The sequence below is a fragment of the Paenibacillus sp. W4I10 genome (genome assembly GCF_030816325.1).
In the GTDB taxonomy this organism is placed as follows: domain Bacteria; phylum Bacillota; class Bacilli; order Paenibacillales; family Paenibacillaceae; genus Paenibacillus; species Paenibacillus amylolyticus_B.
In genome coordinates this window covers 1,492,871-1,518,158 of sequence record NZ_JAUSXX010000001.1, presented here as the reverse complement: position 1 = coordinate 1,518,158, position 25,288 = coordinate 1,492,871, and the positions used below count along the sequence as shown (strand labels likewise).

General features: G+C 40.6%; 18 protein-coding genes. 17 read left to right on the top strand and 1 reads right to left on the bottom strand.

What is annotated here, in order from left to right:
* Positions 1–3 precede the first annotated feature (3 nt).
* From QF049_RS06925 to QF049_RS06860, 14 genes are all read left to right on the top strand, one after another.
* Positions 4–171: a hypothetical protein gene (locus QF049_RS06925; RefSeq protein WP_307535970.1), complete on the top strand. Its 168-nt coding sequence runs from the start codon at positions 4–6 to the stop codon at positions 169–171.
* On the top strand, positions 152–2,464 hold the full coding sequence (locus QF049_RS06920; RefSeq protein WP_307535967.1) for a lantibiotic dehydratase: 2,313 nt from the start codon (positions 152–154) through the stop codon (positions 2,462–2,464). The genes QF049_RS06925 and QF049_RS06920 overlap by 20 nt, the downstream gene beginning before the upstream one ends.
* Positions 2,465–2,493: 29 nt before the next feature.
* Positions 2,494–3,624, top strand: a complete 1,131-nt coding sequence (gene thiO, locus QF049_RS06915; protein ID WP_307535964.1) for a glycine oxidase ThiO — start codon at positions 2,494–2,496, stop codon at positions 3,622–3,624.
* Between the two features lie 8 nt (positions 3,625–3,632).
* Positions 3,633–6,104, top strand: a complete 2,472-nt coding sequence (locus QF049_RS06910; protein ID WP_307535961.1) for a lantibiotic dehydratase — start codon at positions 3,633–3,635, stop codon at positions 6,102–6,104.
* On the top strand, positions 6,085–8,646 hold the full coding sequence (locus QF049_RS06905; RefSeq protein WP_307535958.1) for a lantibiotic dehydratase: 2,562 nt from the start codon (positions 6,085–6,087) through the stop codon (positions 8,644–8,646). The genes QF049_RS06910 and QF049_RS06905 overlap by 20 nt, the downstream gene beginning before the upstream one ends.
* Positions 8,627–10,909 carry a lantibiotic dehydratase gene (locus QF049_RS06900; RefSeq protein WP_307535956.1) on the top strand — a complete coding sequence of 761 codons (2,283 nt, stop codon included), beginning with the start codon at positions 8,627–8,629 and terminating at the stop codon, positions 10,907–10,909. The genes QF049_RS06905 and QF049_RS06900 overlap by 20 nt, the downstream gene beginning before the upstream one ends.
* On the top strand, positions 10,902–12,515 hold the full coding sequence (locus QF049_RS06895; RefSeq protein WP_307535954.1) for a tetratricopeptide repeat protein: 1,614 nt from the start codon (positions 10,902–10,904) through the stop codon (positions 12,513–12,515). The genes QF049_RS06900 and QF049_RS06895 overlap by 8 nt, the downstream gene beginning before the upstream one ends.
* Positions 12,516–12,546: 31 nt before the next feature.
* A complete protein-coding gene (locus QF049_RS06890) occupies positions 12,547–15,084 on the top strand; it encodes a lantibiotic dehydratase (RefSeq protein ID WP_307535952.1) in 2,538 nt (845 codons plus the stop codon).
* The gene (locus QF049_RS06885; RefSeq protein ID WP_307535950.1) at positions 15,044–17,488 is read left to right on the top strand and encodes a lantibiotic dehydratase; all 2,445 of its coding nucleotides are present in this window, start codon (positions 15,044–15,046) and stop codon (positions 17,486–17,488) included. The genes QF049_RS06890 and QF049_RS06885 overlap by 41 nt, the downstream gene beginning before the upstream one ends.
* On the top strand, positions 17,472–18,767 hold the full coding sequence (locus tag QF049_RS06880; RefSeq protein WP_307535948.1) for a hypothetical protein: 1,296 nt from the start codon (positions 17,472–17,474) through the stop codon (positions 18,765–18,767). The genes QF049_RS06885 and QF049_RS06880 overlap by 17 nt, the downstream gene beginning before the upstream one ends.
* Positions 18,768–18,915: 148 nt before the next feature.
* On the top strand, positions 18,916–19,392 hold the full coding sequence (locus QF049_RS06875) for a hypothetical protein (protein WP_307535946.1): 477 nt from the start codon (positions 18,916–18,918) through the stop codon (positions 19,390–19,392).
* On the top strand, positions 19,361–20,032 hold the full coding sequence (locus QF049_RS06870) for a tetratricopeptide repeat protein (protein WP_307535943.1): 672 nt from the start codon (positions 19,361–19,363) through the stop codon (positions 20,030–20,032). Before QF049_RS06875 ends, QF049_RS06870 begins: the two co-directional genes overlap by 32 nt.
* A complete protein-coding gene (locus QF049_RS06865) occupies positions 20,025–20,561 on the top strand; it encodes an NADPH-dependent FMN reductase (RefSeq protein WP_307535941.1) in 537 nt (178 codons plus the stop codon). The genes QF049_RS06870 and QF049_RS06865 overlap by 8 nt, the downstream gene beginning before the upstream one ends.
* A gap of 10 nt (positions 20,562–20,571) precedes the next feature.
* Positions 20,572–21,333, top strand: coding sequence for a class I SAM-dependent DNA methyltransferase (locus QF049_RS06860; RefSeq protein ID WP_307535939.1), 762 nt, complete (start codon positions 20,572–20,574; stop codon positions 21,331–21,333).
* Positions 21,334–21,528: 195 nt separating this feature from the next.
* Here QF049_RS06860 and QF049_RS06855 read toward each other — a convergent pair whose 3' ends face one another.
* Positions 21,529–22,527 (bottom strand): aldo/keto reductase, encoded by a 999-nt coding sequence (locus QF049_RS06855; protein WP_307535936.1) that lies wholly within the window; start codon positions 22,525–22,527, stop codon positions 21,529–21,531.
* A 233-nt stretch (positions 22,528–22,760) separates the two neighbouring features.
* Between QF049_RS06855 and QF049_RS06850 the strand changes: the two genes are divergently transcribed.
* The 3 genes from QF049_RS06850 (at position 22,761) to QF049_RS06840 (ending at position 25,049) form a co-directional block, all read left to right on the top strand.
* Complete coding sequence (locus QF049_RS06850) at positions 22,761–23,420, top strand: TetR/AcrR family transcriptional regulator (RefSeq protein WP_307535934.1); 660 nt, start codon at positions 22,761–22,763, stop codon at positions 23,418–23,420.
* A 322-nt stretch (positions 23,421–23,742) separates the two neighbouring features.
* Positions 23,743–24,138, top strand: coding sequence for a histidine phosphatase family protein (locus QF049_RS06845; protein WP_307535931.1), 396 nt, complete (start codon positions 23,743–23,745; stop codon positions 24,136–24,138).
* 152 nt (positions 24,139–24,290) lie between these two features.
* Positions 24,291–25,049, top strand: coding sequence for a formylglycine-generating enzyme family protein (locus QF049_RS06840; RefSeq protein ID WP_307535929.1), 759 nt, complete (start codon positions 24,291–24,293; stop codon positions 25,047–25,049).
* The last annotated feature ends 239 nt before the right edge of the window (positions 25,050–25,288 follow it).

The following is a 25,288-nucleotide window of genomic DNA, read 5'->3' as shown; positions in this document are numbered from 1 at the left end:
ACAATGACGTTAGAAATGACAACGGATAATCAACGGAAACAATTAGACCAAGGCGAATGGCGTTTCTTCCCGCATGTTATTCTTCGTAGTGCAGGGTTTCCCTTACACTGGTTAAAACAGCTTTCTTTTTCAGTCACATCCGAGTTGATTTATGAAAAGAAAAAAACATGAAGCAAAGTGTAAAGAAGCACTTCAGGATTTTAAAGTCGCACTAAGGACCATGCCTGAATTAACGAATCGACAAAGAAAGAGACTGCATCGCCAACTGGATCTTTATACATGGCCAGAGGGTGAGGGGAGTCGTGAATTACTAAGCAGAATAGACGATCATCAGCTCATAGAAGCAAAGGAAAGAATCAATACATTAAAGGAAATATACAAACAAATAAACACGGTATTTGAAGACGAGTTAATGAGAAACAGGAGACATTTGCAGCAGATATTTATTGAAAAGGTAAATCTTCAAGAAGCGACCTACCTTTCATCTCCAAATGCATATGAAAATGGATTAAACTTGTTTCTAACAAATGAGTTGGATTCATCTCGCACACATAGGCAACGAAAAAAGGAAAAGATGGCAGCGAAATATTTACAGCGGTTCACTTCCAAGAATGAAACAGCCAGTTTCTATGGCCCTGCTAACTACGGCGTGTTTACATTTCAGCCTGGCCAACTGGAGATCCGTATTAACGGTAAAATAAAGCGTCAATTATTTCTTGCTTACTGGGCAGTACAAAGCCTAGCCGACAAAATTGCACATGATTCACATGTACAGCCTTATCTTAAACCTAAACTCAGCCCATTCCTTATAAGAGAGGGATCTCGGCTTAGACAAGCAGCGAACAACAAATTAATCCGGCTTCCGGATGTATATCATCAAATTATTGAAGAATGCAATGGGGTAAAGAACGTTATTGAAATCGCTCATGCTCTGGATTTACCGGTTACCGAATGTCTGTCACGAATGATGAAATTAAAAGAAAAACGTGTACTGGTAGTGGAAGTTGATTTTCCAACTTCGGTATTTGAAACGTTTCACGAGCTAAAAGAGTGGATCAGCCGGCTACCAAAGGACTGTGCGTCAAAGGCAACCTGGCAAGAAATTGCTGATGAATGGTCTACCCTTTTAAAGGAATGGAATCAAAGCAGCCGCTTTGAACAACGCCGCAAGCTGCTAAAGTCACTTGAAACATCCTTCGAAAAACATATTGGATTATCTTCTAGGAAAGATCAGGGAAAGCATTATAGCGACAGAATGATTGTATATGAAGAGGCTTCCGGAGATGTCTCCACTTGTCTGATTGGCCAGGAATTAAAGGACAAATGGAAAGAGCAATTAACCCCAATTTTTCGATTATTGACTTGCCGTGCTGCTGTTGAACACCAGGCATTCACACAGTTTGCCTATGAGGAATATCAAAAATTTGAGAATAAACCTAACTTTTTATCCTTTGCCCTGCATATGCAACAACGCAAACAACATGCACTGGACTATGTAAACAAATCACTTCAGGCATTTGATCATAAGCTGATCACAACACTTCAAGCCTGTTCGCTTGATAGAGGGAAAATTAGTCTTACAGAAGAAGAGATTGAATCTTTTTGTTCTCAATATCCTACAACAGAGTTGGCTTTATTCAGTCCGGATGTAATGATTGCAGCGCCTCATGCTGATGCGATAAATCAGGGGAATTATCAACTGGTATTAGGCGAGGTTCACAGCGGTATTCAGGTATGGAGCGTGTTAGACTCCGTTTACCCTGAAAGAGATCAACTCAATGCGGAGATCTATCATCATTTAGGTGACCGTTTACAATCCCTTTGGCTCGAACATGTAGGACCAAGAGCACCCGGGAAAACCTTTAGACCTGAACTAAGCGGGGGCATAACCGTAGAAAACTTAGGTCGCTCAATGAAATCCCGTGGAGAAGTAAGAGTGGTTTCTGAGTTAGATCTAGTATATGATCAACGCTTTTACATTATGGAGGCCGGGCATAAAAAGATCATGGACTTAGAGACGGATGTTGAACCTCTGAATCAGATATTTAGTTTTCCTTGCGTCAAATCGTTTTCTATTCAAATGGGTGAACATACGCCACGAATCGAGATAAACGGAGTTGTTTTTCAGCGTGAACGCTGGAAACTAAACAGTCAAGAGATTTTAGAGAATGCTAGTGACAAAGCCATCAACGAATGGTTGCTTATCGAATGGGCCATTGCGTTCAAAGAGCAGTATTCTATGCCTCGGTGTGTATATGTAAGGGGAGATAACGAACCTAAACCCATCTTCGTTGACTTTGAAAACTTTTTCACCTTGGAATTGCTGATCCAGCTCCTAAAGAAAAACGAAATCGTAGTTATATCGGAGATGTTGCCCGCAGCGGATGAGCTATGGTTTGAACGTCATGAAAGTAAGTATACTTCTGAATTCCGTTTCAGTGTCATATATGAGAATCTGACCTAGCAGCATGACGTTTATGTTAGGAGGAACTTATGAGAGAGAGCTTTGATATATGTGTAATAGGAGGCGGGGTCATTGGCCTGTCTATTGCTATCCATGCAGCGCAAAAGGGAGCAAAAGTAGTCATCGTAGAGAAAGGAAAACTTGGTCAGGAAGCATCAGGAGGTCGTGCTGGCTTATTAACCACGGTCTCAGAAGGATCAAGTGAGGAACATCCTTACTCCATGTTATCCAGAGAAGCACTCCAATATCTTCTCCATTGGATTCCAGAACTACACAGCAAAACACAGATCAGTAGTGGACTTGTTCAACAGGACTTAATGCGACTTTCAATAAATCAAGAAGAGACTGTGATTCTCCAAGAGACCTTTCAAATTCAATCCGCAGCTAATTCTAAGACAACTATATTGAGTGCAGAAAAAGCTAGAGAGATTGAGCCTTTGCTGTCTAGTCATATTCAAATGGCCGTCCATAGTCCTGGGGAATACCATTTAGACCCGGTACAATTTTCTCATGCCTTAGCAAAAATGGCGAGGACGTTAGGTGTAGCGATCAAAGAACAGACCGAAGCCGTTCAACTGATTCAACAGAATCAACGTCTGTACGGAATATTAACGAATCACGGGGATCAGATCCGAGCTAAAACTACCGTATTAGCTGCAGGAGCTTGGTCTGGTTTACTCGCAAGATGGGCTAAATTAAAGCTTCCTGTGTATCCTTTGAAAGGACAGATTATGGTTCTAAAACAGGGAGATGTCGATCTGAACGTCATGATTAACACTTCTAAAGGCTATATACTCTCAAAGCCAAATGGCACCATTGTGTTAGGAGCAACCAACGAGAGAGAAAAATTCAACAAAGCCATTACGCCAAAAGGGCTTGAACAATTGCTCCCCTTATTTGACTATGTACCGGAACTTAAACAATGTGAAATACAGGAATTATGGGCTGGCCTTCGTCCAGCTACCTCAGATGGACAACCGATCATCGGTGTTGTTCCGGGATGGGAAGGGTTTTATTTAGCGACAGGTCACACTCGACACGGAGTCCTGCTCAGCGGTTTAACGGGACAATTAGTTGCGCAAGAACTGGAAAATAACAAAACTCCCCATCTGCTGAAAGCGTTCTGCTTCGAGCGGTTTGCAGCAGTAGGAATGAGGTGAAATCGACGATGTGGTCCTTTTTATCCGATTATATTGTACGTAGCACTGGATTTCCTCAACATCTGATGGACACGCTTTTATTTTCAGAGACGATAAATAAAATTCAACATACAACCCGGCTTAGAGAGAAATTAGAGAAAGAAAGACAATGGTTTCTCACTACATTTGATGAATGGCTTACTGCAGCACAAAACATCTATCCTCAGGGAGATCCAGTGTTTAAAAAGCTATACAAAGTGAAAACAAGAATGTTGAAAAACGCTCCTTTATTAACATTCGAGTGGCCTCAACATCTGCCTCCGGGGGACACATGGCTTAAAGAATACGAAAGACAAAGAGCAGAACTTGTGATGGAAGAAGAGAACACCTTAAACATTCTGCAAGAAGAGAAAAAAAGTAAAACAATTCAGCTACGATCCCTCTTAAGTCAACCTGACATCCAAGAAGCCATCGCTCACTCCAATCCTGAAGTATGGAATTCGCTGCACAGGTATCTGCAAAAAGACACAAATACAATGAAACCTTCCAGAAGGCGATATGAAGAACGAACTTACATTAGTTACTTACAGCGCTTTTTGTTCAAAAATGATACGACCAGTTTTTTTGGCCCACTGAATTATGGACTGTTCACAGAGCAAAAAGAAAATCTGTGTTTTACAAGAACAGGACAGATCCCTACTAGGCGACGTACATTTCTTGCATACTGGGTGGTCCAGTCTCTATCTCATCAGATCAATCGTGAAGAACTGTGGAACGATTACTTCCCACTATCGTTGCATGATAGTTTTTATCTCGACGAAACCGGAATCATGCACGCTCAGAGTGGGAAAAAAATAGGAATCAAACCGGAAATCATTAGCATTTTACAGCAGTGTGATGGACAGAAATCAGCATACGATCTATTAGGTAACTGTTCAGCTTCTGTAGTAAAACAAATGGAACTTTTGATCCATAAAGGTGTGGTCATTCGAGGGTACAGATTAACACCATCCACGCATCATTTACTTGAGGACTTAATCCTGTTCGTCGAAAAGTTACCCGAGAGTCCATTAAGAGAAACCTGGCTGTTACATTTAGGACAATTTCAGAGATGGCAATCGGAGTACAGTAACGGGAACGCAGAGAACAAAGTTAGGATCGTTCAAGAAGCAGGAGCACTTTTCAACAAATTAACAGGCCTGGAGCCGTATCAATCATCGGGGGAAAATTACGCGGACCGCAGTTTGTATTGTGAAGAATGTGCGGGTGATGTGACCAGTTTCACGCTATCCCACCGAGCGAAGGACGATTTACAACATCGTTTATCTCCTTTATTAGATTGGGGCTGGACAATAGCGAATAAGAAAAAAAAGCTGGCACAATCTCAAGCTAAACATCTGTTCAAACAACTAATCAACGATTCAGGATCACAACACGTTCCTTTTTTAGTGTTTTTACTTGCTCTACAGCAGCAAAAATTTCAATTAGAGCTACAGGGTGAATCTCCTTCTGAGCACTTGCAAAAGTGGATTACCGAAGAAAACCTGCAACAAAGTAAGGTTGTCGAATTGAAGGATGAATGGGTGGAAAATGTAATTGAGCTTCCAGAAGCAGAACAATATGTATGTGTCACATCCCCAGATATCATGATTCAAGCCGAAAGTATAGATGAGATTAATCAAGGGAATTTCCAGTGGATTATCGGTGAAGTTCATTGGGGTACACAAGGGATGAGCAATCTGCTGTATTATCATCCTAATCGAGATAAATGGGTTAAAGAAGTCACACAGGCGATTGAGCGTTTACCCAACGGAAAGCAAATCGTAAATGTGGTGTTAAAGCAGAGAGCCGGAAAAAACTTCTTTCTAGAAATATTTGAACGAAGTATTACACTCATGGGTCATTCGGGGAAGGACAAAGATAACGTATTGTCTTTTAGTCAACTATACGTGGTAGAAGAGAACGAAGAGCTAGTGATTCGGGATATACATCATGAGCGAATCATTCCACATATGGGAGAACCAGATGATTTGGTATCGCTAGTTTTCTCCGAACCGAATGTCGTGGTGCCCAAGTTTAAGCTTCCTGCACATACACCACGTATTCTGTTTCGTGACATCGTCCTGCAACGTGAAACTTGGACAATGTCAACCGAGGAGTGGCATACTATTTTGGCGGCGGACGAGGATAAGCGGTTTGTCGAAGCTTGGATATTAAAGGAGAAGTATCAGCTTCCTGATGAGGTGTTCGTTCGTCTGAAGGGCGAGCTAAAGCCGTTCTACATTCATTTTAAAAATTATTACTTAGTTGATCTACTACTTAAACATCTTGTTCCAGAGGAAAGTGTAACCTTTAGTGAATTACTACCGAACCGAACGTCGAATTGGTTTCAAAATGAGAAGGGAAGTTATTGTTGTGAACTCAGGGGCATTATGATTCGCCCTCCAATAAAGCAGAACAGCCTTAAGGAGGAACCTCAGCATGCTGTTATCCAATCGTGAGATGAAGTGGACGTTGATGGATAGAATGATCCTTCGTACAACAGGTTTCCCATTTCAGATGGTGGAGAAGCTGAACTCTAAAACTACAGCGGTCTCATTAGAGCATTGGGAACATATTCAACAGCGCAAAGAAGAGTTGGCTAAAACATATCTTCTAACCATTTACGATCGGATGATGAGCTGGGAATGGAGCCAGGTGGGAGAAGAGCAACAGTATAACAAGGTAAAAAAGGCCAGAAGGCACTTCCTTAAGAGAACTCCGATTCCAGAAGAATTGGTAAGTTGGTGGTTATCGAGAGATTATCCCAAGGAATGGCAAGAGATTCCTCTTATGTGGAACGCTTTTTTCCATAAAGAATCAGAGGTTTTGTTAGAGGCAAAGGGAAAATTTGAAAACGAGTTTGGCAAAATAAGAGCAGGAATCATGGAAGTTGCAGCAGATCCCCATTTCCAAGAAGCCGTATATTTTAGCAGCCCATCTGCATTTCAAGCATTGGAGCGGCATATGAAATTATGGCAACAATCTGGCGAGGAAGGGCCTGCCCTAAATAAAGAGGTTCGAAAAAATGAATCTTTAATCTTTGGATATTTGCAACGGTTTTGTACGAAAAACGATACCACCAGCTTTTTTGGTCCGATTAATTATGGACGCTTTGATCGAAATAATGCCCATTCGCTTGAGATAAAACATACAGAAGGAAGAAAATTGCAAAGAAAAGCCGCTTCCTTTAGTCAGTGGTGCATTCGTGCAATGACTTCCAGAATCAGCAGCGATCCGGCTGTACGGAGACATATTGCCCCTAGGAAAAATCCGTTAGTAACTATTGAAGATAACAGGTTGAAATATCATTTCACAGACAGAACAAGGACGCTTCCAGATGTCTATCTCTCTTTGTTACAACATATAGACGGCCAAACAAAGCCCGATGAGTTGTCTCGTTTAACAGAAGTACCGACGGAGAACATAGAGTATATGCTAGGACAACTTAGAAAAATTGAAGTGATTCGTCATGAAATTGAACTTTGTGCAACAAGGGTTCCATTATTAGAAGATTTACAGGGAATCGTAGAGCAATTGCCTCCTGCTGCTCGAGATCGTTGGGTTTCGTTTGTGAAAGAAGCTGTCACACTGAGAGATCAATTTGAAGCTTCTGATTGGCCTGAAAAAGCCCGTGTTTTTGAAGCAGCAGAACAGTGGTTTGAGTCCTGGCATCCAGATGAGGTTCGGCGTAAAGGCGGCACGCTCTATGGTGATCGGCTGATTCTTACCGAAGATTGTGTTGGCAGTGTAAACCATTTACAGATAGGCGGCAAGCTTTACGAGCGGCTATCTAAACAAAGTGTGCTTGTATTGGAATTTCTAAAGATCCCTGCCGCCTTACGCTGGTTAGATTATCAAGAAGCTGCCCTTGGTATTTTTGACGAATTAAAAGAAGAGAGAAGCTCTATAGCTTACACCGAGATCATTCATAGATTGGATGATCCTGGAGTCCCCTTTGTTTCATCGAGAGTGAAGGAATTTGAAGAAAAAGCAAGCTCTTTACTCACAGAGACATCGGAGGGGTATGTTCTTGATGAGCAACAAGTGACGCAGCTAATTCGAGAATATGAAGATACGATCGATCAAGTATATTCCCATGCACCGTTTAGTTTTCCTAGCCCAGATCTCATGATTGCAGCCCATTCAATGAAGGACTTGGAAGAGGATACCTATCAGATTGTACTAGGGGAAATTCATGATGACTGGAGCACGATTTATGATGGGGTATTTGGCTTCTATCATCCTGAAAATGAGGCACTGAAAAAAGAGATGCAGGATTTTATCTCTGCTTTCCCGATGTCACATCAAATGTCTAGCGTTGTTTCGAACCGAAGACATAAACACATCACTCCAGAGTTACCGGGTTGGACCATTGAGCTGGCCTCAAAATCGACCAAAAGCAGTAGGCAAGTTATTCCTATAGGCGAAGTGAACGTTGTAAAACAAGGAGAACGTTTAACTCTGGATTATCGAGGGAAGGAAATCATCCTGTATCCTGGGGATGTCAGAACCATAGCTCATGGGGCATTCTCTTTACCCAGAATCATTTCGATAGACCTTTTGGACACGCTTGAACATACACCGTTACCTCGAATTTATATTGGAGAAATGGTGTATCAGCGGAAAAAATGGAGGATAAACACACAGGATTATAAAAGTACAAGTACATCGATCCCCTCTGGATATGAGCTTCTAAAAGAAGGGTACAAGTTCAAGGCTGCTTATCACCTTCCAACGCAGTTCTTTGTCAAATGGTCGAATACTGAAAAGCCAGTATTTGTAGATATCCGGAATTACTGGGCTTTAGATTGGTTGTTTCGTATGATGAAAAATTCGTCTTCTATTGAGATCACCGAATTTTTACCCGGAGCAGAACAGCTATTTTGGGAAGGTGAACATGGTAAGCAAACCTGTGAATTCAGAATGGGATTTACTTACTCCCATCAACCATTTCCAACAAAGTTAGAGGGTGTGTTAGCTAATGAATCTGTTAACAGATAATTCTAAAAATACTTCTCTGCGTGAGCATAGTCATTCCGGTGGTTGGCAGTGGTTCGAACATTTTGTTCTGAGAAGCACAGGTTTCCCCTTTGAATGGTTGGCTGATTTAAGGATGGAGCAAACCTTATTTCTGTTGAGCCAAGATTCAGAGGAAGAGCGATTACAAGCGGTCTTTGAAAAAGAACTCGCTGAAAAAAGATCAAAACTTAAAGACATGTTTGATACGGAAGACTTTCGGCAGGCTATTTTTATATCGAATCCGGACATGTATCCGCATATTGATCGATATATGCATCACTTTTCACCTTCCCAAAGACCTTCCAAGGTGAAAAGGATTGAAAAAAAACTGTTCACTTATCTTCAGCGATTTTGCGCTAAAAATGAATCGGCTAGCTTTTTTGGTCCACTGAATTATGGAAAGGTAAATCGTGAAGAACCTCGCTACTGGACTGGAGAATGGGATCAGAATAGCTATTTACAAGATAGAGAGTCCTTTATATCCTATTGGGCTGTTAAGGAACTCATGAAAGCCGCGGGGGCTGAGAAGGAACTTAGTCCCTATGTCCCGTTGCACATCTCTGCTTGGACTATTTTAGAGGAAGAACACATTTTAACCTCATCAGAGAATCGAATCAAACTACCCGAACGGTTAATGTCTATTTTGCGCTATATTCAGCAGCATTCACCATGTCTTGCGCAAGTAATCGAGGCTCATATCGATATTTCACCTGCACAAATTGAAAACTGGATCAATCAACTGGTTTCAAAAGGTGTTTTACGTAAGGAATGGGTAATTCCATCCACATTGGTTCATCCACTATCTGTTTTTGTAGAACAGATTCGATCACTGCCAGATCATAAAGTAAAAGAAAAATGGTGCCGTGAATTGGAGGAGCTATCTAAGATTACGGAGCGTTTGGCCGAACAAAAAATAACGTCAAAGATTGAACTCGTCAGAAAACTTGAAGAAAAATTTGAGCAGCTGACTGGCAAGCCAAGCCGACGCGGCAAAGCATCTTTGTATGCAGACCGGTTTGTTTATTATGAAGACGCCCACGGGCATATTAAACAATTTACTTTAGGAGAACCCTTTATTCAAGATTTAGAATCCAAACTCTCTGGTGCTCTGAATCTCAGCGCAGCATATGGAGAAGAAGTATGGAACCACTATCAACTGCTTGGAAAAAATGTGTTCGAAAAAATGCAAACTGTACTTCATCAAGAAATTCCTTTTTCCAAATTTATAGAGCAATTAAGAGAACACTATCCAGATATACCAGCTCTGCCGTCATTTTCGTTTACGCAACAGCTAGAAGAAATGGTTGAAGAGAACGGATCAGAATTGAAGAAAGTTGAGATTTCTTCCAAACTGTTGCCAATACAACACTCCAATCGTTCGTTATATGCTTTACCGGATTTGTTCCTTCAGGCCAGTAATATTGAAGATTTACAAACGGGCAACGTAGAAATCATTCTGGCCAAGCTGCATCATCATTTATTGATGAATAACTGGATGACTCATTTTTATCAAGACAAAGAAAGTCTTGAGACGGAGCTGCTCCAACTATTAAGAAAGGTCGATCTGGCTGATGGGACTACGCTGGCCGGAATCGAAGTGATGAGAAGAAATAAAGCCTTTTATGACTATCCATCCAAAGTCGTTGAAATTGCGGAGAAGCCTGCACAGGGCAAGGAGTCCATCAAATTGTCCGAATTGGTTGTAACAAAGAATGATGAGGAAAACCTTGTGCTTCTGAGAAAAGGTGCTTTCGAACAAATCGAGCTCTATGTCCCCCTAGCTGACCAAGTATTTTATTTGCCTTTTGCCATGTTTAGTAAACCGATGCTGCTCCATGTTCCTATATCTACGGGAAAACATACGCCTAGAATTGTTATCGATGGTGTTGTTTATCAAAGGGAGCGTTGGAGCTTTGAAACAGCCCCCTTACATCTAGCATTCAAAGGCTTGCATAGCGTTGAGTTGATGAAAAAGGTAGAGGAATGGAGAACAAGTGAGGGGCTTCCGGACATCATTTATATGAAAGGATCTGAGGTTAGAAAACCCTATTGGATTGATTTTAAAAATTATTTTTCCCTTGAACTCATGCAACAAATTGTAATGGAAAATGCAAATGTGATGATAGAAGAGATGCTTCCCGATCCTGATCATCTGTGGTTAAGCTCTACCAAAGGAAGCCATTCTTGTGAGCTCAGAATGGGCGTATACAAAATTGGAACAAAGGAGGTGGAAGGCCATGCATAAGGAACCTTCTGCCCTTGTTACACATGATGAAATCAGGCTTGGTATTTCCTTTGAGGCCAAACTGTTCCATTCATTTTACGGGTTAAAGGAATGCTGGTGGCAGCTTCAAGATGTTATTGAGAGACATTATCCAGAGTTAAAGCAACAATTTTCAGCTGAGTTACAATTTTTGTTCCCGGAGACATCTTTAAATAAGCATACAGAACCCCTAGAAGCGCTGGCTGCAGGTTCTTCCGAAAGAAGATTATCCAAAGAATCTGAACAGATCTTTCGCCTAGTTTGGGGCATATCCAAGTTAATTCAGCTTGTGAGTTATCATAGACCTCTTCAAATCCGTTTTTATAACGTAGCCGAGGCAGACAGGGTGAGCCTTCAATTTATCAGTTATCTCTCTTCTCAGAAGGGAAATATAGATCTGCAGGTACACGTTGGCGAGGTTCCAACAAGCTGGGATGAAGAATGCAAACTTTTGCGCGATGAACTTCTACAGATGTGGAAGAAGAACCTTCATGAGACCGAAGAAAATGAAGAGAGAAAGAAGCCGGTGAACAAAAACCGGTCATTGTCCTCTGACGAGAAAACTGCATTATCGTTGTTTCAAAATAGGGAATCCATGCACGCATACGATATGGAGGAAATCATCCAACGGTTTGTTATGGGCGGGAATTATGAGGCTGCTCTAACGTTGATTCAAGGAGGAATCCATACGGTTTGCGATAAGGAACGACTAGCAACCTTATGGATGAAAAAAGGACTAGTATATGCCTTCTGCGGAAACTACAGCAAAGCAATCGTTTGTTATAAGCATCTATTTTCACTTTCAACGAGTCCTCAAAAGCGAACTGCAACCTGTATGTACCTGGCTCTGCTCTCTAGCAAACGACTAGATCAGGAAGATGAGGCTCAGTCTTGGATTGAAAAAGGGCTGCAAGAAGCTGTACTGTTGGAAGGGAAAGAAGCAGATATTGAAAAAGGTTGGCTTTATAATGTTCGGGCTTTGTCTGCTTTCCGGGAGAAGAACTATCGTGAGGCTTTACAATACAGTCAAGCTGCCTTAAAACGAATTATGAATCATCAGGCAGGAGATGCACTTCATTTAAAAATTAATGTCATTTCCAATTTGAGCGTACTTTTTGAAAAGATGGGTTTGAGCGAAAAAGCGCTGACAACCTGGCAAAAATTCGAACAATTTATAACACGAGGCACGACTGCAGCATTTAGCAAAACCTATTACTTCCGCTTGGGAGCACTTCAAGTAGCTAGCGGCCAACAAAAAGAGGGTATTGCTTATATCACGCGAGCTTATGAAATTGCCAAAAGAATTGATGACGTTTTTCATGCCGCCTTTATCGCACAAGAGCTAGCCATTTATGCATACCATGACGATGATTTTGCCCAAACTGTGCACTGGCTGGAACATTCGGCTTCTATGGCTTTAGAGTTTGGTGATGAGGCCTTTGCTTCTCTTCAGGAGAGAAGAACCAAGTTAGTCCAACAAAATGAATCCATGATAATAAAGCAAGAATTGGATCTGGGTTCACCGATCACGAAAATTGGCCGTCCCTTTTATCCGATCCATATTCCTAATCCGTTAATCCAACAGTAATTAGACCATGATGTTTGGAGGTATGAACAGGATGAATATCAAAAAGAGTGTGGACTGGACGTTTGTATCCAAACTTGTCGTCAGAAAAACGGGGTTCCCTTTTGAAACACTAGAGCAGCTCCACTGGAACGAAACCATTCAGCAGCTATCTGAGATCACTACCTTAGAGAAAGACAAGCAATCTCTCACGGAACATTTATTGCATGACATCATTCCTCAGACCGTCAACCTGCATGCAGAACAGAATCAGAAATCGATTTTACACGTATTATCCCGAGTTAGAAAATATCTAGCTAAACATACGATACGAACACGTGAATTAGAGGAAGTGAACCAATTCTTTACTATGGATCATCCTTTGCGTAAAGGTTTGCAGCAATGGCTTGATATGGATCTGCATATCCAAGAAAGCATGAGACGGACTGAGGCAATATTTTATGAAGAACTCAAAATGAAAAGGCGACAACTTCAAGAGATATTCAAAGATCCTTATCTGGCGGAGGCTGTTTATATTTCTAATCCGGATGTATTTAATATATCCTATTCCCGTTTTATATCCCATCAGGAGTATGAGAGTCGCCCTTCAAAAATCAGAACACTGGAAATGCGTTTTTACTCCTATTTGCAGCGTTTTTGTTCAAAAAATGATACGGCCAGTTTTTTTGGGCCAATGAATTATGCAGAATGGGATATGGATTTGGACAAGTCCATGCATTTTGAAGCGAAGTCGGGTAAATTTGAAGAACGTGTCATCCATTATTCCTTCTGGATGGTTAAAGAGCTTGCCAAACGTATAGCCGAAGAGCAGGAGATCAGCAATTTTCTGATCCCTAGACTGCACCCGATGTGTGCACTGCAACAAAATAAACTGTTCTTTTTACACCTGAATAAAGAAATTTCACTTCCCAATAAATACGATGCGATCATACAAGAAATATCGAGGGAAGAGCTAAATCTTCATCAATTGTCAGAAAAATTGGATCTCAGTATTTCTGAACTTCGTCGGTACATTAAACAACTGGCCGATAAAAATATAGTTCTATTTGAAATCGAAATCCCTTCCACTATTTTTGATCCATTTAGCTATTTGCTCTCGTGGTTAGAGGAGCTTCCGTTAAACGAAGAGAGGAAGAGAACATGGCTTGAGATTTTGGAACAGTTTAAACAATTGAAAGAAGAGGCATTGGCAAAAGATTTAAACCATCGGCAAGATGTCACCCGGCGCATGGAACAATTATTTGAAGAAGTTACTCATTCGTCTGCACGGCGAAGCCAAGGGCAAATGTATGCGGATCGAACGTTATACTATGAGGAATGTAAGGGAACCATTGATAAACTTTCTTTTGGCAAGACTTTTTATGATGATTTTATGAAAAAGCTCAAACCGGTGCTCGATCTAAGCGCCGCCTTCGGCGATGTCATGAGAGATTATTATCAAACCATTGCACATCGTATCTTTGAGGATATAAAGGACCATCGAAACCATATTCCATATTCAGAATTTATATATAAATCCCAGACCTTATTAGCTGAAGCAAAGGTTGACCTTTCTTTTCCTGCATTAACTCAATTTAATGAGCTACTGGATGAGTTGGTTCAGAAGCGTCAGGAAGGTTCAATCGCCCATATAACCTCTGAGGATGTCGAGCAATTTAATCGCTTCAGGAAATATGAGGAGTGTCATACTTCTCCAGATGTGATGTTTTCAGCTAAGGATCTAGATGCACTATCGAGAGGGGATTACCAAGTCATATTGGGTGAGGTTCACCAATTTATTGCGATGTGGGGCTCACAACTTCTCTTTGATGCTAGAAGAGAGCAGGTGAATGAGGAGATTAATGACATGCTCTCCGAGATGCCCATGTACCAAAACCTCTCTGTCATATTGAATACAAGAAGGCACAAAGGGCTTATCCATGAAACTTTCCCGGGTACGATTATCAAACTATTTGGCACGCCTTCAACAAGAGCGCAAGGCGTGGTGTCGATTCGTGATTTATATGTGACGTATGAAAATCAGGAAGTGAAATTAATAGATCAAGATAAAAGACAGCACCACTTATACAATAGCGGAGACGAGAACATTCATCTATGGGCTTTTGCTCCCTCGCGTGTGAGTTCACCCGTTATTCGCACTTCCAAACATACGCCAAGGATTGAAATTAACGGTGTCATTTTTCAGCGCGAACGTTGGGAGCTAGGAGACGAACAATTAGAAGGCTTACGTAACGGAAAAAATTTGTTTGAGATTTTTATTGAAATGCAGCGTCTCCGGGATAAATATCAGCTTCCGCGATATGTGTTTTTCAAGGTGAACTCGGAGAAAAAGCCGTTTTTCTTTGATTTTGAAAATTGCTTCGCGATCGAATTGCTCCATAGTTTGCTTAAAAAAAATGCAACTGTGACTTTTATTGAAATGGAGCCCTCACCCGATCATTTATGGCTTAAGGATGAGGAGGGCAAGTACTGTTTCGAAATGAGGGGAACTGTTTTTCAAAAAGGGGCATCCGCATCAGAACGATTAGGAGGTGGGCGATATCGCGACTCCAAAGTGGGAGCACTTTCCTGAGTTTATTCTACGCTCTACCGGATTTCCAGCGGAATGGATTGAAAGACTTCGTTTTGAGAAGACGGTTAAAACGTTTCATCAACGATATGAGATTGAGAGAAATATAGAGCAGCGTATCACTCATATGAAGGAATTAGAACGAGTTAACTGCATCTCAGACGCAGCACTTCCTTTTTGGAAAAAAGCACGTAAAACGATTGCCAAAAGAAAACCAATAAATCCAGAGCTCATTTCGAGCCTGGAGACTGAGGGATTAGACACAAACGTATTACATGAATTAAAGCATTATCAAATGAACGTGGAACGTTTGGAATTCATCCGTGAAGTAAGTGCTCAAGTATTCAGAGAGGAGCTCGCTTTAAAACAACGTGAACTACAGAATATCTATAAGGACGTGCGATTACAAGAAGCTGTTTTTCAACAAAGTCCATCCATGTATAAGAATGCATTACTTCCCTATTTGCAGAATGCTTTAGTGAAAAGAAATGCAGATGTTAAGCGAACAGAGAGGCAATTAATCTCCTATCTTCAGAGGTTTTGCACGAAGAATGAAACCACAAGTTATTTTGGTCCTATTCAATACGGCAGATTAGGAGAGATAAACGAAGATGTGAAATATAAAGTTTTGGATCAAGAAAGGGAACGGAGAGCTTTTCTGCCGTACTGGGCAGTTTCCAGTTTAATAAATGTATTAAAAATCAAAAAAGAGCTCAGACCCTATTGTAGCGTGAAATTATCTTACCTGCTCAAGAAGGAGGGCTCCACACTTTATTTTCCTCATTCAGGGAAACGAATTGTACTTCCGGAGCGTTATCATCCCTTAATTGCGGGATTGTCTCATGATTTTCAAACCATATCCGAGCTGGCAAATCATTTAAATTGGACGATTGAAGAAACAGAACCATTGCTGTCTCGGCTCGAGAGCAAAAAGTTGGTTGATATTGAAATACCAATTCCCGTCACCGAACCGGATGCCTTACGAAGTCTAAGAGAGTGGATCAATAACCCAACCTTACCGCCTCACCCGGACGTGATCTTATGGAGACAAAGGATCAATTGGCTATGGGACTTAAAAAGTTCATATCCCTCGTTGATGTTGGAAGACAAAATACATGAATTAACACGACTTGAGACGTCTTTCATGGAATGGACAGGGGAAAATCCTAGAAGAAGTGGTGGAGCTATATATGCTGACCGCACTCTTCTATATGAGGAGTGCCATGGTCCATTAGACGAGGTTCAAATCGGTGGGAGCATTGAAGGTGTGATCCGAGAAAGTGTGCCTAAATGGCTAAACCTCTGCGCTAAACATGGACAAGAAAAGGATGAAATGCAGCAAAGGCTCGCGAAAGAGATATTCACCACCTTGTATCCGTCAACAGAAGAGGTGCCGTACCTGAAATTTATATATGATGTCACACAGCATCCTGAAGCCCAGCACTGGGAAAATCGTTGGCGTAACATACGAACGGATATAGAGCAACAAGTGGAAGCCTTTGTGAAAAAAAGCGATGAATTTGTTGTTGCTCTTCCCGATGATACATCCTACGAGTTTGATCCAGATCTCGGCTGGATTAACTCTCCCGATCTTATGCTAGCCAAAGGGGACGATGGCACTTATCAAGTTATCCTTGGGGAAATTCACGATACCGTTATGCTATGGGGATGGGCATTGCAATTTCATCGTGATGAAGAACAGCTTACAGCACAAATAAAAGAGAAAATCAAAAACAGTACAACAAATCAACATATGTTGAATTTACTATCCAATAAAAGGTTTAAAATTGTTCCCTTCGAGTATCCTGGCATAACCGCACAAATGAGTAGTATATCGAATAGTTCAAACCAAAAGATCCCCCTGGCTCATGCGATGGTCCAGTGTTTGGAGGACGGCGTTGTTTTATCCCTACCTGATGGTGATGGAGTTTATCGTACTTACAACGGTGAGCTTCATACCATGGTGCATTCTTTCTTTTCTTTACCTAAGGCGGTGCCTTTTGTTGTCGATACAGGCGCATTTACGCCAAGAATGATGATGGGGGATGTGGTCGTGCAAAGAGCTACATGGCGGATCACAAAAGAGACCTTCTGGAATGGAGTATATCCAGGCTCTTCCATCGAACTTTTTTATGATGCATTCAAATATCACGTGGAAAACAGACTTCCCAACGAAGCATTCGTTAAAATAGCTAATCAACCGAAACCCTTTTATATTCATTTTGATAACTACTTTCTGCTTGAGATGTGGAATGCTTTTTGGACTGAAGAGGAATGTACTTTAAGTGAAATGTTACCTGGTCTGAGCGAGACATGGCTGACTAAAGGTAATAAGCAACGCCACACGGCCGAATTGAGATTAAGCTACTTTGTTGAAAGGGGAAATGGACATGACTCTTCCGATTAAAGTAATCTATCCACCTTTAAAAGATCCCTCCGAGATTCCTTTTCTGTTAACGTCCTGTATCTCTTCTGTACGAGCTTCTCATATGGAGATTGAATTAGTAGATGCAAATCTTCTGTTTTGGAACCATATGTTAGACTCGCATGCTGTAACAAAACGATACCAACATCTTGAAAATGAATGGAACAGCTTGCATACTCAAAACGAAATTCAAGCAAAGGATCAAGAGTATGTGAGAGGCCTGCTTAGAGCCTTTTTGAGAAGGGAAAGCGTAGAGAAGAATCTTCAAGAAGCTATTCAAACGATGAAGACGAAATGCGATGTGCGTGAACGAGAAGAGGCAAGGAATCTTATCCGTTATGCAATAGAACTATTTCAACTCCCTTTTCTTCCTACTCAATTAGCAATGAATGATGTTAATTTACTGTATTCCACCGAGAGTACAGAACAACTGGAGAAGAGTGTACAGGACAACAAAACGAATCCGTTTAAACCCTTCTTGGAATCGATAGTAGAACAGGAAGAGAGGGAATGGGTCATATGGATTGAATCAGATCAACAATTAGTTCCGGCCTATACATTAACTGATTTTATTCGTGAGAAGAATAAAGATGCGCGTATTTCATGGGCAGGTCCGTTCTTTTCAGATTTTGGTAAAAACGTAGTAAACCATCCTCCTACGAACATAAACCAGGTTATAGCTGTTAGACATCCTCAAGATTTCATCCAGCATAGGAGCTCCAAGCAAACCATCAGCTGGGGATTCGGAGAGTTAGAAGCAGATGAATATTGGACTCCCTATCTAGATATTCGGGTGCAGAAGAACTGGATGCACGAAGATTCACTTTTTTCTTGGTTATCCGACAGCAAGCACATCGAGAATAAACGTCTTTACTTGTACGAACCTACCACCGTAGAAGAAGCCCTATATTTTGGAGAACGCTTGGAAAAATCTCATATTAAGATCTCTTGGGGGATATATTTAAAGTTTGATCAATCCTTGAATGAGGATGAGGTGAGGTTGCTTAAGAGTAGGGGCCTAACATGGGTTCACTGGGAGTTGAAAGGTTGGCTCGTTAGAGATCATGTTGATCAGATCAAGCAGAAGATGCTTCAATCCTGGAGCGCATGTAGGTCGGAACAAATACCGATGTACCATTCCGTCGTCCTGGGTTTATCCGCTCACTTCTCCGGAAGGGTTTACGGAATTCATATCTTTTTTAAAAGAGCATTCGGAATGCACAACTCGTTATATTCGTTTCAAAATTTTCCGTCTTTATGAAGGAAGCAACTTTTGGAACGAATCTAAAGACTATGGAATTGAATGGATAGCTGAGAAAAACCCAGAGAAAGACATTCAACGCAGTTATCGTTTCCTCACTGAAACGGGTTGGGACAGTGAACGTTTTCTTCCCTTTGCCTCTTCGCTTGTGGGTGAGCTTCAGCAAAAGGAAAGATACGACTTTCCTCGTGATGTGCTGGCTGTTGATGATACGGAACTTTTCATTGAAACACCTAGGTTGGTAGATTCAGAAGCTGAACCTGTACTGAAGGAAGATTTGCAATTGTCGCTTTCTCCTTCATGTAAAATGTACACTTTGCCTTACTCACTATCTGAATTAGAAAAGAATATGCACCCCACCGTTCCAGGCCAAGAAAAAGAGTACCCGTTCGAAGTTATTCTAAGAAAAGACACACGTGTCTTATATGACTGTAAAAAAGATAGCTGTATGGTAATCTCTCCTGCCATCGGAGCAGTTCTGGCACAATTCAAAAATTCAATCACTTTACGTGATTTGCTGAAAAAGTTTCCAGAAAAGCAGGAGGCCTCCGTACGAAAGTTGCTACTCAAGTTATATACGGGGGGAATATTAGTTGAAGAAACTGGAGCAACAATCTCCTCATAACGGATTCCAGGCGAGATTTTATATCTTAACTTTCTTTTGGCGCTTTATTTATCTTTTGAGAAGAGATGCCAGCTCCCTATATCATCTTGGAAATGTATATTTTGCTCATGGACATCACATAAAAGCAATGCAATTGTGGAACAACGCCGTTGTAAAGGATCAGAATCATTCGAAGGCTTGGCATAATTTAGTACAAGCAGCAGTTTCGAAAGAAGAATGGACACTAGCAGCCACTGGTTTGTCAGCTCTTTGCCGAATGCACCCTGATCATTTAGAATACGCCACTCTCTTTTCACAAATTCTTAAAAAGCAAAATAGAACGAATGATCTTAAGGAGCTGTATCTAAATTATGTTGATAGCGTTCATAAAACATGGGCAACAACAGAACTTGCGCTGCTTTACATCCGTACACATCAAGAAAAAGAAGCATGCACCTTGCTTACTTCATATGTAAAAGATCATCCCCAGGATGCATATGGCTGGCGATTGCTCGGTATGAGTCATATGAAGGTGAAAAACTATCCGTTGGCTTTGGAAGCCTTACAAGAATCTTATCGCTTGCATGCCGACAACGAAGTGAAGTCCTGGATCGTACGGATAAAACTTGTGGAGAAGAAAGAGGGGGAGCGAAGTGGCTAAAATTGTTCTAATTAATGGAAGTATGAATCCCAACTCGTTAGGTAAAAAGCTATTAAATATGGCAAGTAGAATGCTGGAGAAGAAAGGGCACGATACAGAGATCATTTGTGTATGTGATACCAATTTTCCGTTGTACAGTCCGGTAGCACCCCTAACAGAAGAAATGATCACGGTTTCGGAAAAAATAAAGTCAGCTGATGCATTTCTTATTTCTTCTCCGGAGTATCATGGTGGGTACTCTGGAGCACTCAAAAACTTACTCGACTACCAAGATGGATCAGGATTTAAAAATAAAACGATTGCACTGATGTCAACTTCAGGTGGAATGAAGTCGGGCATTAATACGCTTAACTCGATGCGCTTGATATTTCGGTCATTGCACGCCCATGTTATCCCTCAACAAATCTCTGTGTGTGAGAAAGAGTTATTAGAGAATAACGAATTTAGTGAAGAAGCTCAATCACAGTTTAAAAGTGTTCTCTTAGGTTTGTTGCAAGAGGTTTCGTATCGATTCCAAAATAGATCGTGAGTGTGATGAAATGGAAACGTATGGTAATGTATTTGCCGGATTATATAATAAAAAATGGTCTAATTTTGCTCTGCAAGCAGCACCAAGAATTCTAAAATACTATGAACAGCAGGACATTAGCCGTAATAACAACCATGTTCTTGACTTATGTTGTGGAACAGGACATCTGGCTCATTATTTCCTAAAAAAAGAATATAAAGTGACGGGGATCGATCTGTCTTCGGGGATGTTGAATTACGCGAACCGCAACAATTGGAAGTATGTAGAGACGGGACAGGCTAGATTTGTACAAGGCGATGCAACGGATTTTACTTTGGAAGAGAAATTGGGTCTGGTTGTTTCAACATTTGATGCCCTTAACCATTTACCTGATATTGAAGCCTTAAAAAGATGTTTTCGTGCGGTTTATAACGTGACGGATGATCATGGGATCTTTATTTTTGATTTAAATACGAATAAAGGTCTTCAAGGATGGACGAATATCGTAATTGAGGACAATGAGGAATCGATGATTGTATCTAGAAGCTTCTATGATGAGATGAATTCAAGAGCCGTTACTCATATGACGGGTTTCTCGAAAAACCCAAATGGGTATTATGAAAGATTCGTACATTCGATAGTTAATACCTGTTTTAGATTAGATGCAGTGAAGGCCTCTCTTTTAGAAGTAGGATGGAAAAAAATCCGCTTTTCCAAATTGAAGGATTTATCAGCTTCGCTTGATAACCCGGAAGGGGAGGATCGTGTCTTTATTGTTGTAGAAAAGAACTGAAATCGGGACTGTGTATCATGGATGGTCAATTGCTGACAGATTAAACATCCCATTGACGTGGAATAACTTATGGTGTTATTAACCTCGAATACTTGATTTTTCGACAGGTTGAATAAAAAATGATAAAAAACAGCTAACTATGACTATGTCCTTAGTTAGCTGTTTTTTATTCATCTTTTTAATTTTCTATAAAAGTTATGAATCTCTTGTGAAATTCTCCATCATTCCAGCTGGATACCGGCTACCGGCTGATCCGTGTGGAAGGATCTCTTTAATACGTTGAAGATCAGCTTCTGTAAGTTTAGCGTTAGCAGCAGCAACGTTTTGCTCAACCCGCTTAACACTTCGTGTACCCGGGATCGGAACGATATCTTCTCCCTGGGCGAGAAGCCAAGCCAGTGCCAATTCGGCTACAGAAATACCTTTGTTAGAAGCCAGTTCATTAAGTTGTTCCGTTGCTCGTAAATTGTAGATATAATTTTCGCCTTGCCAGCGTTCGTCGTAACGGCGCATATCGTCTTCCGCGTACTCTTCGGCTGGTTTAACAGCACCTGTCAGGAACCCTCTGCCTAAAGGAGCGTAAGGTACTAAACCTATACCGAGTTCATTCAATGTCTTTCGTATATTGTTGTCCTCAATCTCGCGTTCGAATATCGAGTATTCAGTCTGAAGCATAGATACCGGTGTAACCGCGTGAGCTTTACGAATTGTGTTTGAACCGGTATTGCTCAGACCGAAATATTTAACTTTGCCTTCTTTGATAAGGTCTCCGACGACCCCTGCTACTTCTTCGATAGGAACATCGGGATCTGGGATATGCTGATAGAACACATCAATGTAATCAGTCTGCAGATAGCGAAGACTGTTCTCAGCTACCTTACGAATATTTTCTGGCCGGCTGTTAAAACGTGTTCCAATCTGCTCGGCTGTCATATCAAAGCCAAACTTGGTAGCCAGTACTACCTTGTCACGAAAATCCTTTACAGCTTTACCCAGCAACTGTTCATTGTGACCATTTCCATATCCATATAATTCTGCCGTATCAAAAAAGTTAACTCCAAGCTCATAAGCTCGACGAATAGTTGCTATTGCTTCATCTTCATTTGAAGGACCGTATGCCATTGTCATCCCCATCGTACCCAAACCAATAGAAGAGACTTTTAAACCTTGTTGACCAAGACTTCGGGTTTGCATTTTTGTTCCTCCTTAAATAATTCTATAACCTAAGTGTTTAAAGCCTAGATAAAAAGTTATCCAATCTTAGCTCGTTCAATATGAATTTTCATCACTGTTATTCATAGGAACAAAAAAAATAATAGCATGGGAGTTGAATAAAGTAAACAAAAAACGTATATAACGTCTATTTAGTATAGTTTGTTTAAAATGGTGTTTATGAGCTATAATAAAATTTATAAGGGGGCAGTTAGATGGAACGGCAGATTGAAAAACAACATCAGATGAGGCAAAAGCTTACTAATAAATTGTTATTTCACGTTAGAAAAAATGGGTTTCAAGGTTTGAAAATGGATGAAATCTCAAAGATTATGGATATAAGCAGGGCGACTTTATATAAATATTTCTCTACCAAAGAAGATATTATTTCGTTTATTGTGAGTACATTTGTCGAATATATCCACGAAATTATTGAAGATTCTGATGCTGATCAAGTTTTTGTTCAGCGATTTCAGCAAACATTTGAACAAACAATCTTATTAAAAGAGTTCATCACAGACATTTTCTTAAGGGAACTTGAAAATAGTTATCCTGAGAACTATGAGCGACTAAAAGAAGCCATGAAGCAACGAGAATATCAGGAATTGGCTTTTTATGATGAAGGAATAAAAGAGGGGTTTTTTAATAAGATTGATGGTAGGCTTATCATTATGCAAGATGAGATCCTAAGTAACGTTTTAGATGTAAAGTACCTGATGGAGAACCATTTGACAGTGTATCAGGTGCTATTTGACTATTACAATCTAAAGAAAATTCAGTTGTTTAAACCTGATAAAATTAAAATGATGGATGACAACTTGATGATCCCTAGAATTGAGTGCATGGCACAAAAAATTTCAAAAAACTTATATTAATCTTAGCAAATTTGGATTATCTAATTTTAGGACAATAACATGGTCCCATTGAAGTCGCTATTTTAGCGGCTTTTTTATTTTATCGGTACAAGAACTTGTACCGATTGCCGGAATGGACAAGAATCAAAGAAAGGTTAAACATGGTTGGATGGGTATTAAAAAAGCGAAATATCAGACTGAAACTAGCTGTTGAGACAAGAACATGTTCCTGTTTCCGGTTAGACGCATAACTAATCATCATCTTGCCCTTCAATTCATTAAACTAACGGGCAGTATAGTTCCAATATGTGGTACTATTTGTGTAGTCATTAAGGGGGCAGGTATGGCACTGGCAAAAAGACTTTCAAGCGAAGAATGGGATGTTATATTCTCCAGTAATCTAACGAGAGCTAGGCAAACTGCCGAAATCATTCAGCAATGTTTAGGAGTACCCGTATTCAATGATGAACGTATTAGAGAGATTAATTGCGGCCTAATTGAGGGCACCACCGAGGAAGAGCGTATCACTCGTTGGGGAGCAAATTGGCGTGAGCAAAATCTTGGTATGGAAGATTTCAAAATGGTCGCAAAGCGAGGTCTAACTTTTCTCGAAAAACTGATTAAAGAATATGTTGATAAAAGAATATTAGTTATAAGTCATGGAGCATTGATTGGGCTGTCATTACAACATCTTTTGCCGCAACATTTCCAAAAAACGTATATAGAAATACTTCTATAACCATTCTTACACACACTAACAACAAGTGGACATGCCAATTATATAACTGTACCAAACACCTTTAGCTATTGTGGACTAAGCTAACGGAAAACGTTAGCTCATCTGGGTCGAATTTGGTTGGCGGTAAGTTAGAATGGGGGGGGGGATAAGATATGGAAAAGTACGGAAGTGACAAGGTACGTTTTCTAAAAGAAATAATGGATTTGATGGTACCCATAGAAGGTGGATCAATTGAACTACGCGATTTTCTTAATACAAATAAATGGCTTAGTACTGATTACACTTTATCTAACCCAGGAAGTAGTAAAAAGACTATAACGTGGACTGAAGCTATAGAGCCATTCCATGTAATGAAGTATCCAGTAACACAGCAGTTATATCATTTTGTCATGCATGAAGAAGAAATAGAGCCGATTGTGAGTAAGCTGCCAATTACGGAAGTTTCGTGGATGGATGCTATTGCTTTCTGTAATGAGTTATCGAGAAAGCTTGGCAGGATGGAATGTTATACAGTTACAAACGAAAGTGAGAACACAATATATAACAAAATAGCGAATGGATTTCGATTACTGTCAGACGCTGAATGGCAGTATGCGTGCAAAGCAGGATCAACGGGATATCGGTATGCAAGAATTGATCAAATTGCATGGTATCAAGGAAATTCCAATGGATCTGTTCATAAAGTAGGACAGTTGCTTCCTAATCCATGGGGACTTTATGACTTGATCGGTAACGTCTGGGAATGGTGCTGGGATCTATATGATGCTGAACGATATGGGAACTATAGAGTTTTCAGGGGAGGCAGTTGGGCTGAAGTGGAGAACAATTGTGGTTCTACGAGTAGAAGGAAAAGCATGCCCAATTTCAAAATAGATGATCTTGGTTTTAGAATAGCACTTACAAATCCTTGAGAAAACAACACATCGAGTATGCTCAAGTCGTTGAGCTGACGGTAGGTGTACAACTATTGGGAAACTATAGCTTACTGATGACCCGAAGGCAGCCGACGACTAAGATCGGCTGCCTTCGCTGCGCTAACGGGGGCAGGGTAATTCAATATCTTTGTCTTCATATTGCTTATCCACTTTATTAACAAAGATGAGAAAACAGTTTAATGAGTAAATATTGCCAATGCAGTCGCTAGCCCGTT

Excerpts from the sequence above, each read along its gene's own strand:
- QF049_RS06925 (WP_307535970.1), top strand. The coding sequence starts at position 4 with ATGACGTTAGAAATGACAACGGATAATCAACGGAAACAATTAGACCAA.
- QF049_RS06920 (WP_307535967.1), top strand. The coding sequence starts at position 152 with ATGAAAAGAAAAAAACATGAAGCAAAGTGTAAAGAAGCACTTCAGGAT.
- thiO (WP_307535964.1), top strand. The coding sequence starts at position 2,494 with ATGAGAGAGAGCTTTGATATATGTGTAATAGGAGGCGGGGTCATTGGC.
- QF049_RS06910 (WP_307535961.1), top strand. The coding sequence starts at position 3,633 with ATGTGGTCCTTTTTATCCGATTATATTGTACGTAGCACTGGATTTCCT.
- QF049_RS06905 (WP_307535958.1), top strand. The coding sequence starts at position 6,085 with ATGCTGTTATCCAATCGTGAGATGAAGTGGACGTTGATGGATAGAATG.
- QF049_RS06900 (WP_307535956.1), top strand. The coding sequence starts at position 8,627 with ATGAATCTGTTAACAGATAATTCTAAAAATACTTCTCTGCGTGAGCAT.
- QF049_RS06895 (WP_307535954.1), top strand. The coding sequence starts at position 10,902 with ATGCATAAGGAACCTTCTGCCCTTGTTACACATGATGAAATCAGGCTT.
- QF049_RS06890 (WP_307535952.1), top strand. The coding sequence starts at position 12,547 with ATGAATATCAAAAAGAGTGTGGACTGGACGTTTGTATCCAAACTTGTC.
- QF049_RS06880 (WP_307535948.1), top strand. The coding sequence starts at position 17,472 with ATGACTCTTCCGATTAAAGTAATCTATCCACCTTTAAAAGATCCCTCC.
- QF049_RS06860 (WP_307535939.1), top strand. The coding sequence starts at position 20,572 with ATGGAAACGTATGGTAATGTATTTGCCGGATTATATAATAAAAAATGG.
- QF049_RS06855 (WP_307535936.1), bottom strand. The coding sequence starts at position 22,527 with ATGCAAACCCGAAGTCTTGGTCAACAAGGTTTAAAAGTCTCTTCTATT.
- QF049_RS06850 (WP_307535934.1), top strand. The coding sequence starts at position 22,761 with ATGGAACGGCAGATTGAAAAACAACATCAGATGAGGCAAAAGCTTACT.
- QF049_RS06845 (WP_307535931.1), top strand. The coding sequence starts at position 23,743 with ATGGCACTGGCAAAAAGACTTTCAAGCGAAGAATGGGATGTTATATTC.
- QF049_RS06840 (WP_307535929.1), top strand. The coding sequence starts at position 24,291 with ATGGAAAAGTACGGAAGTGACAAGGTACGTTTTCTAAAAGAAATAATG.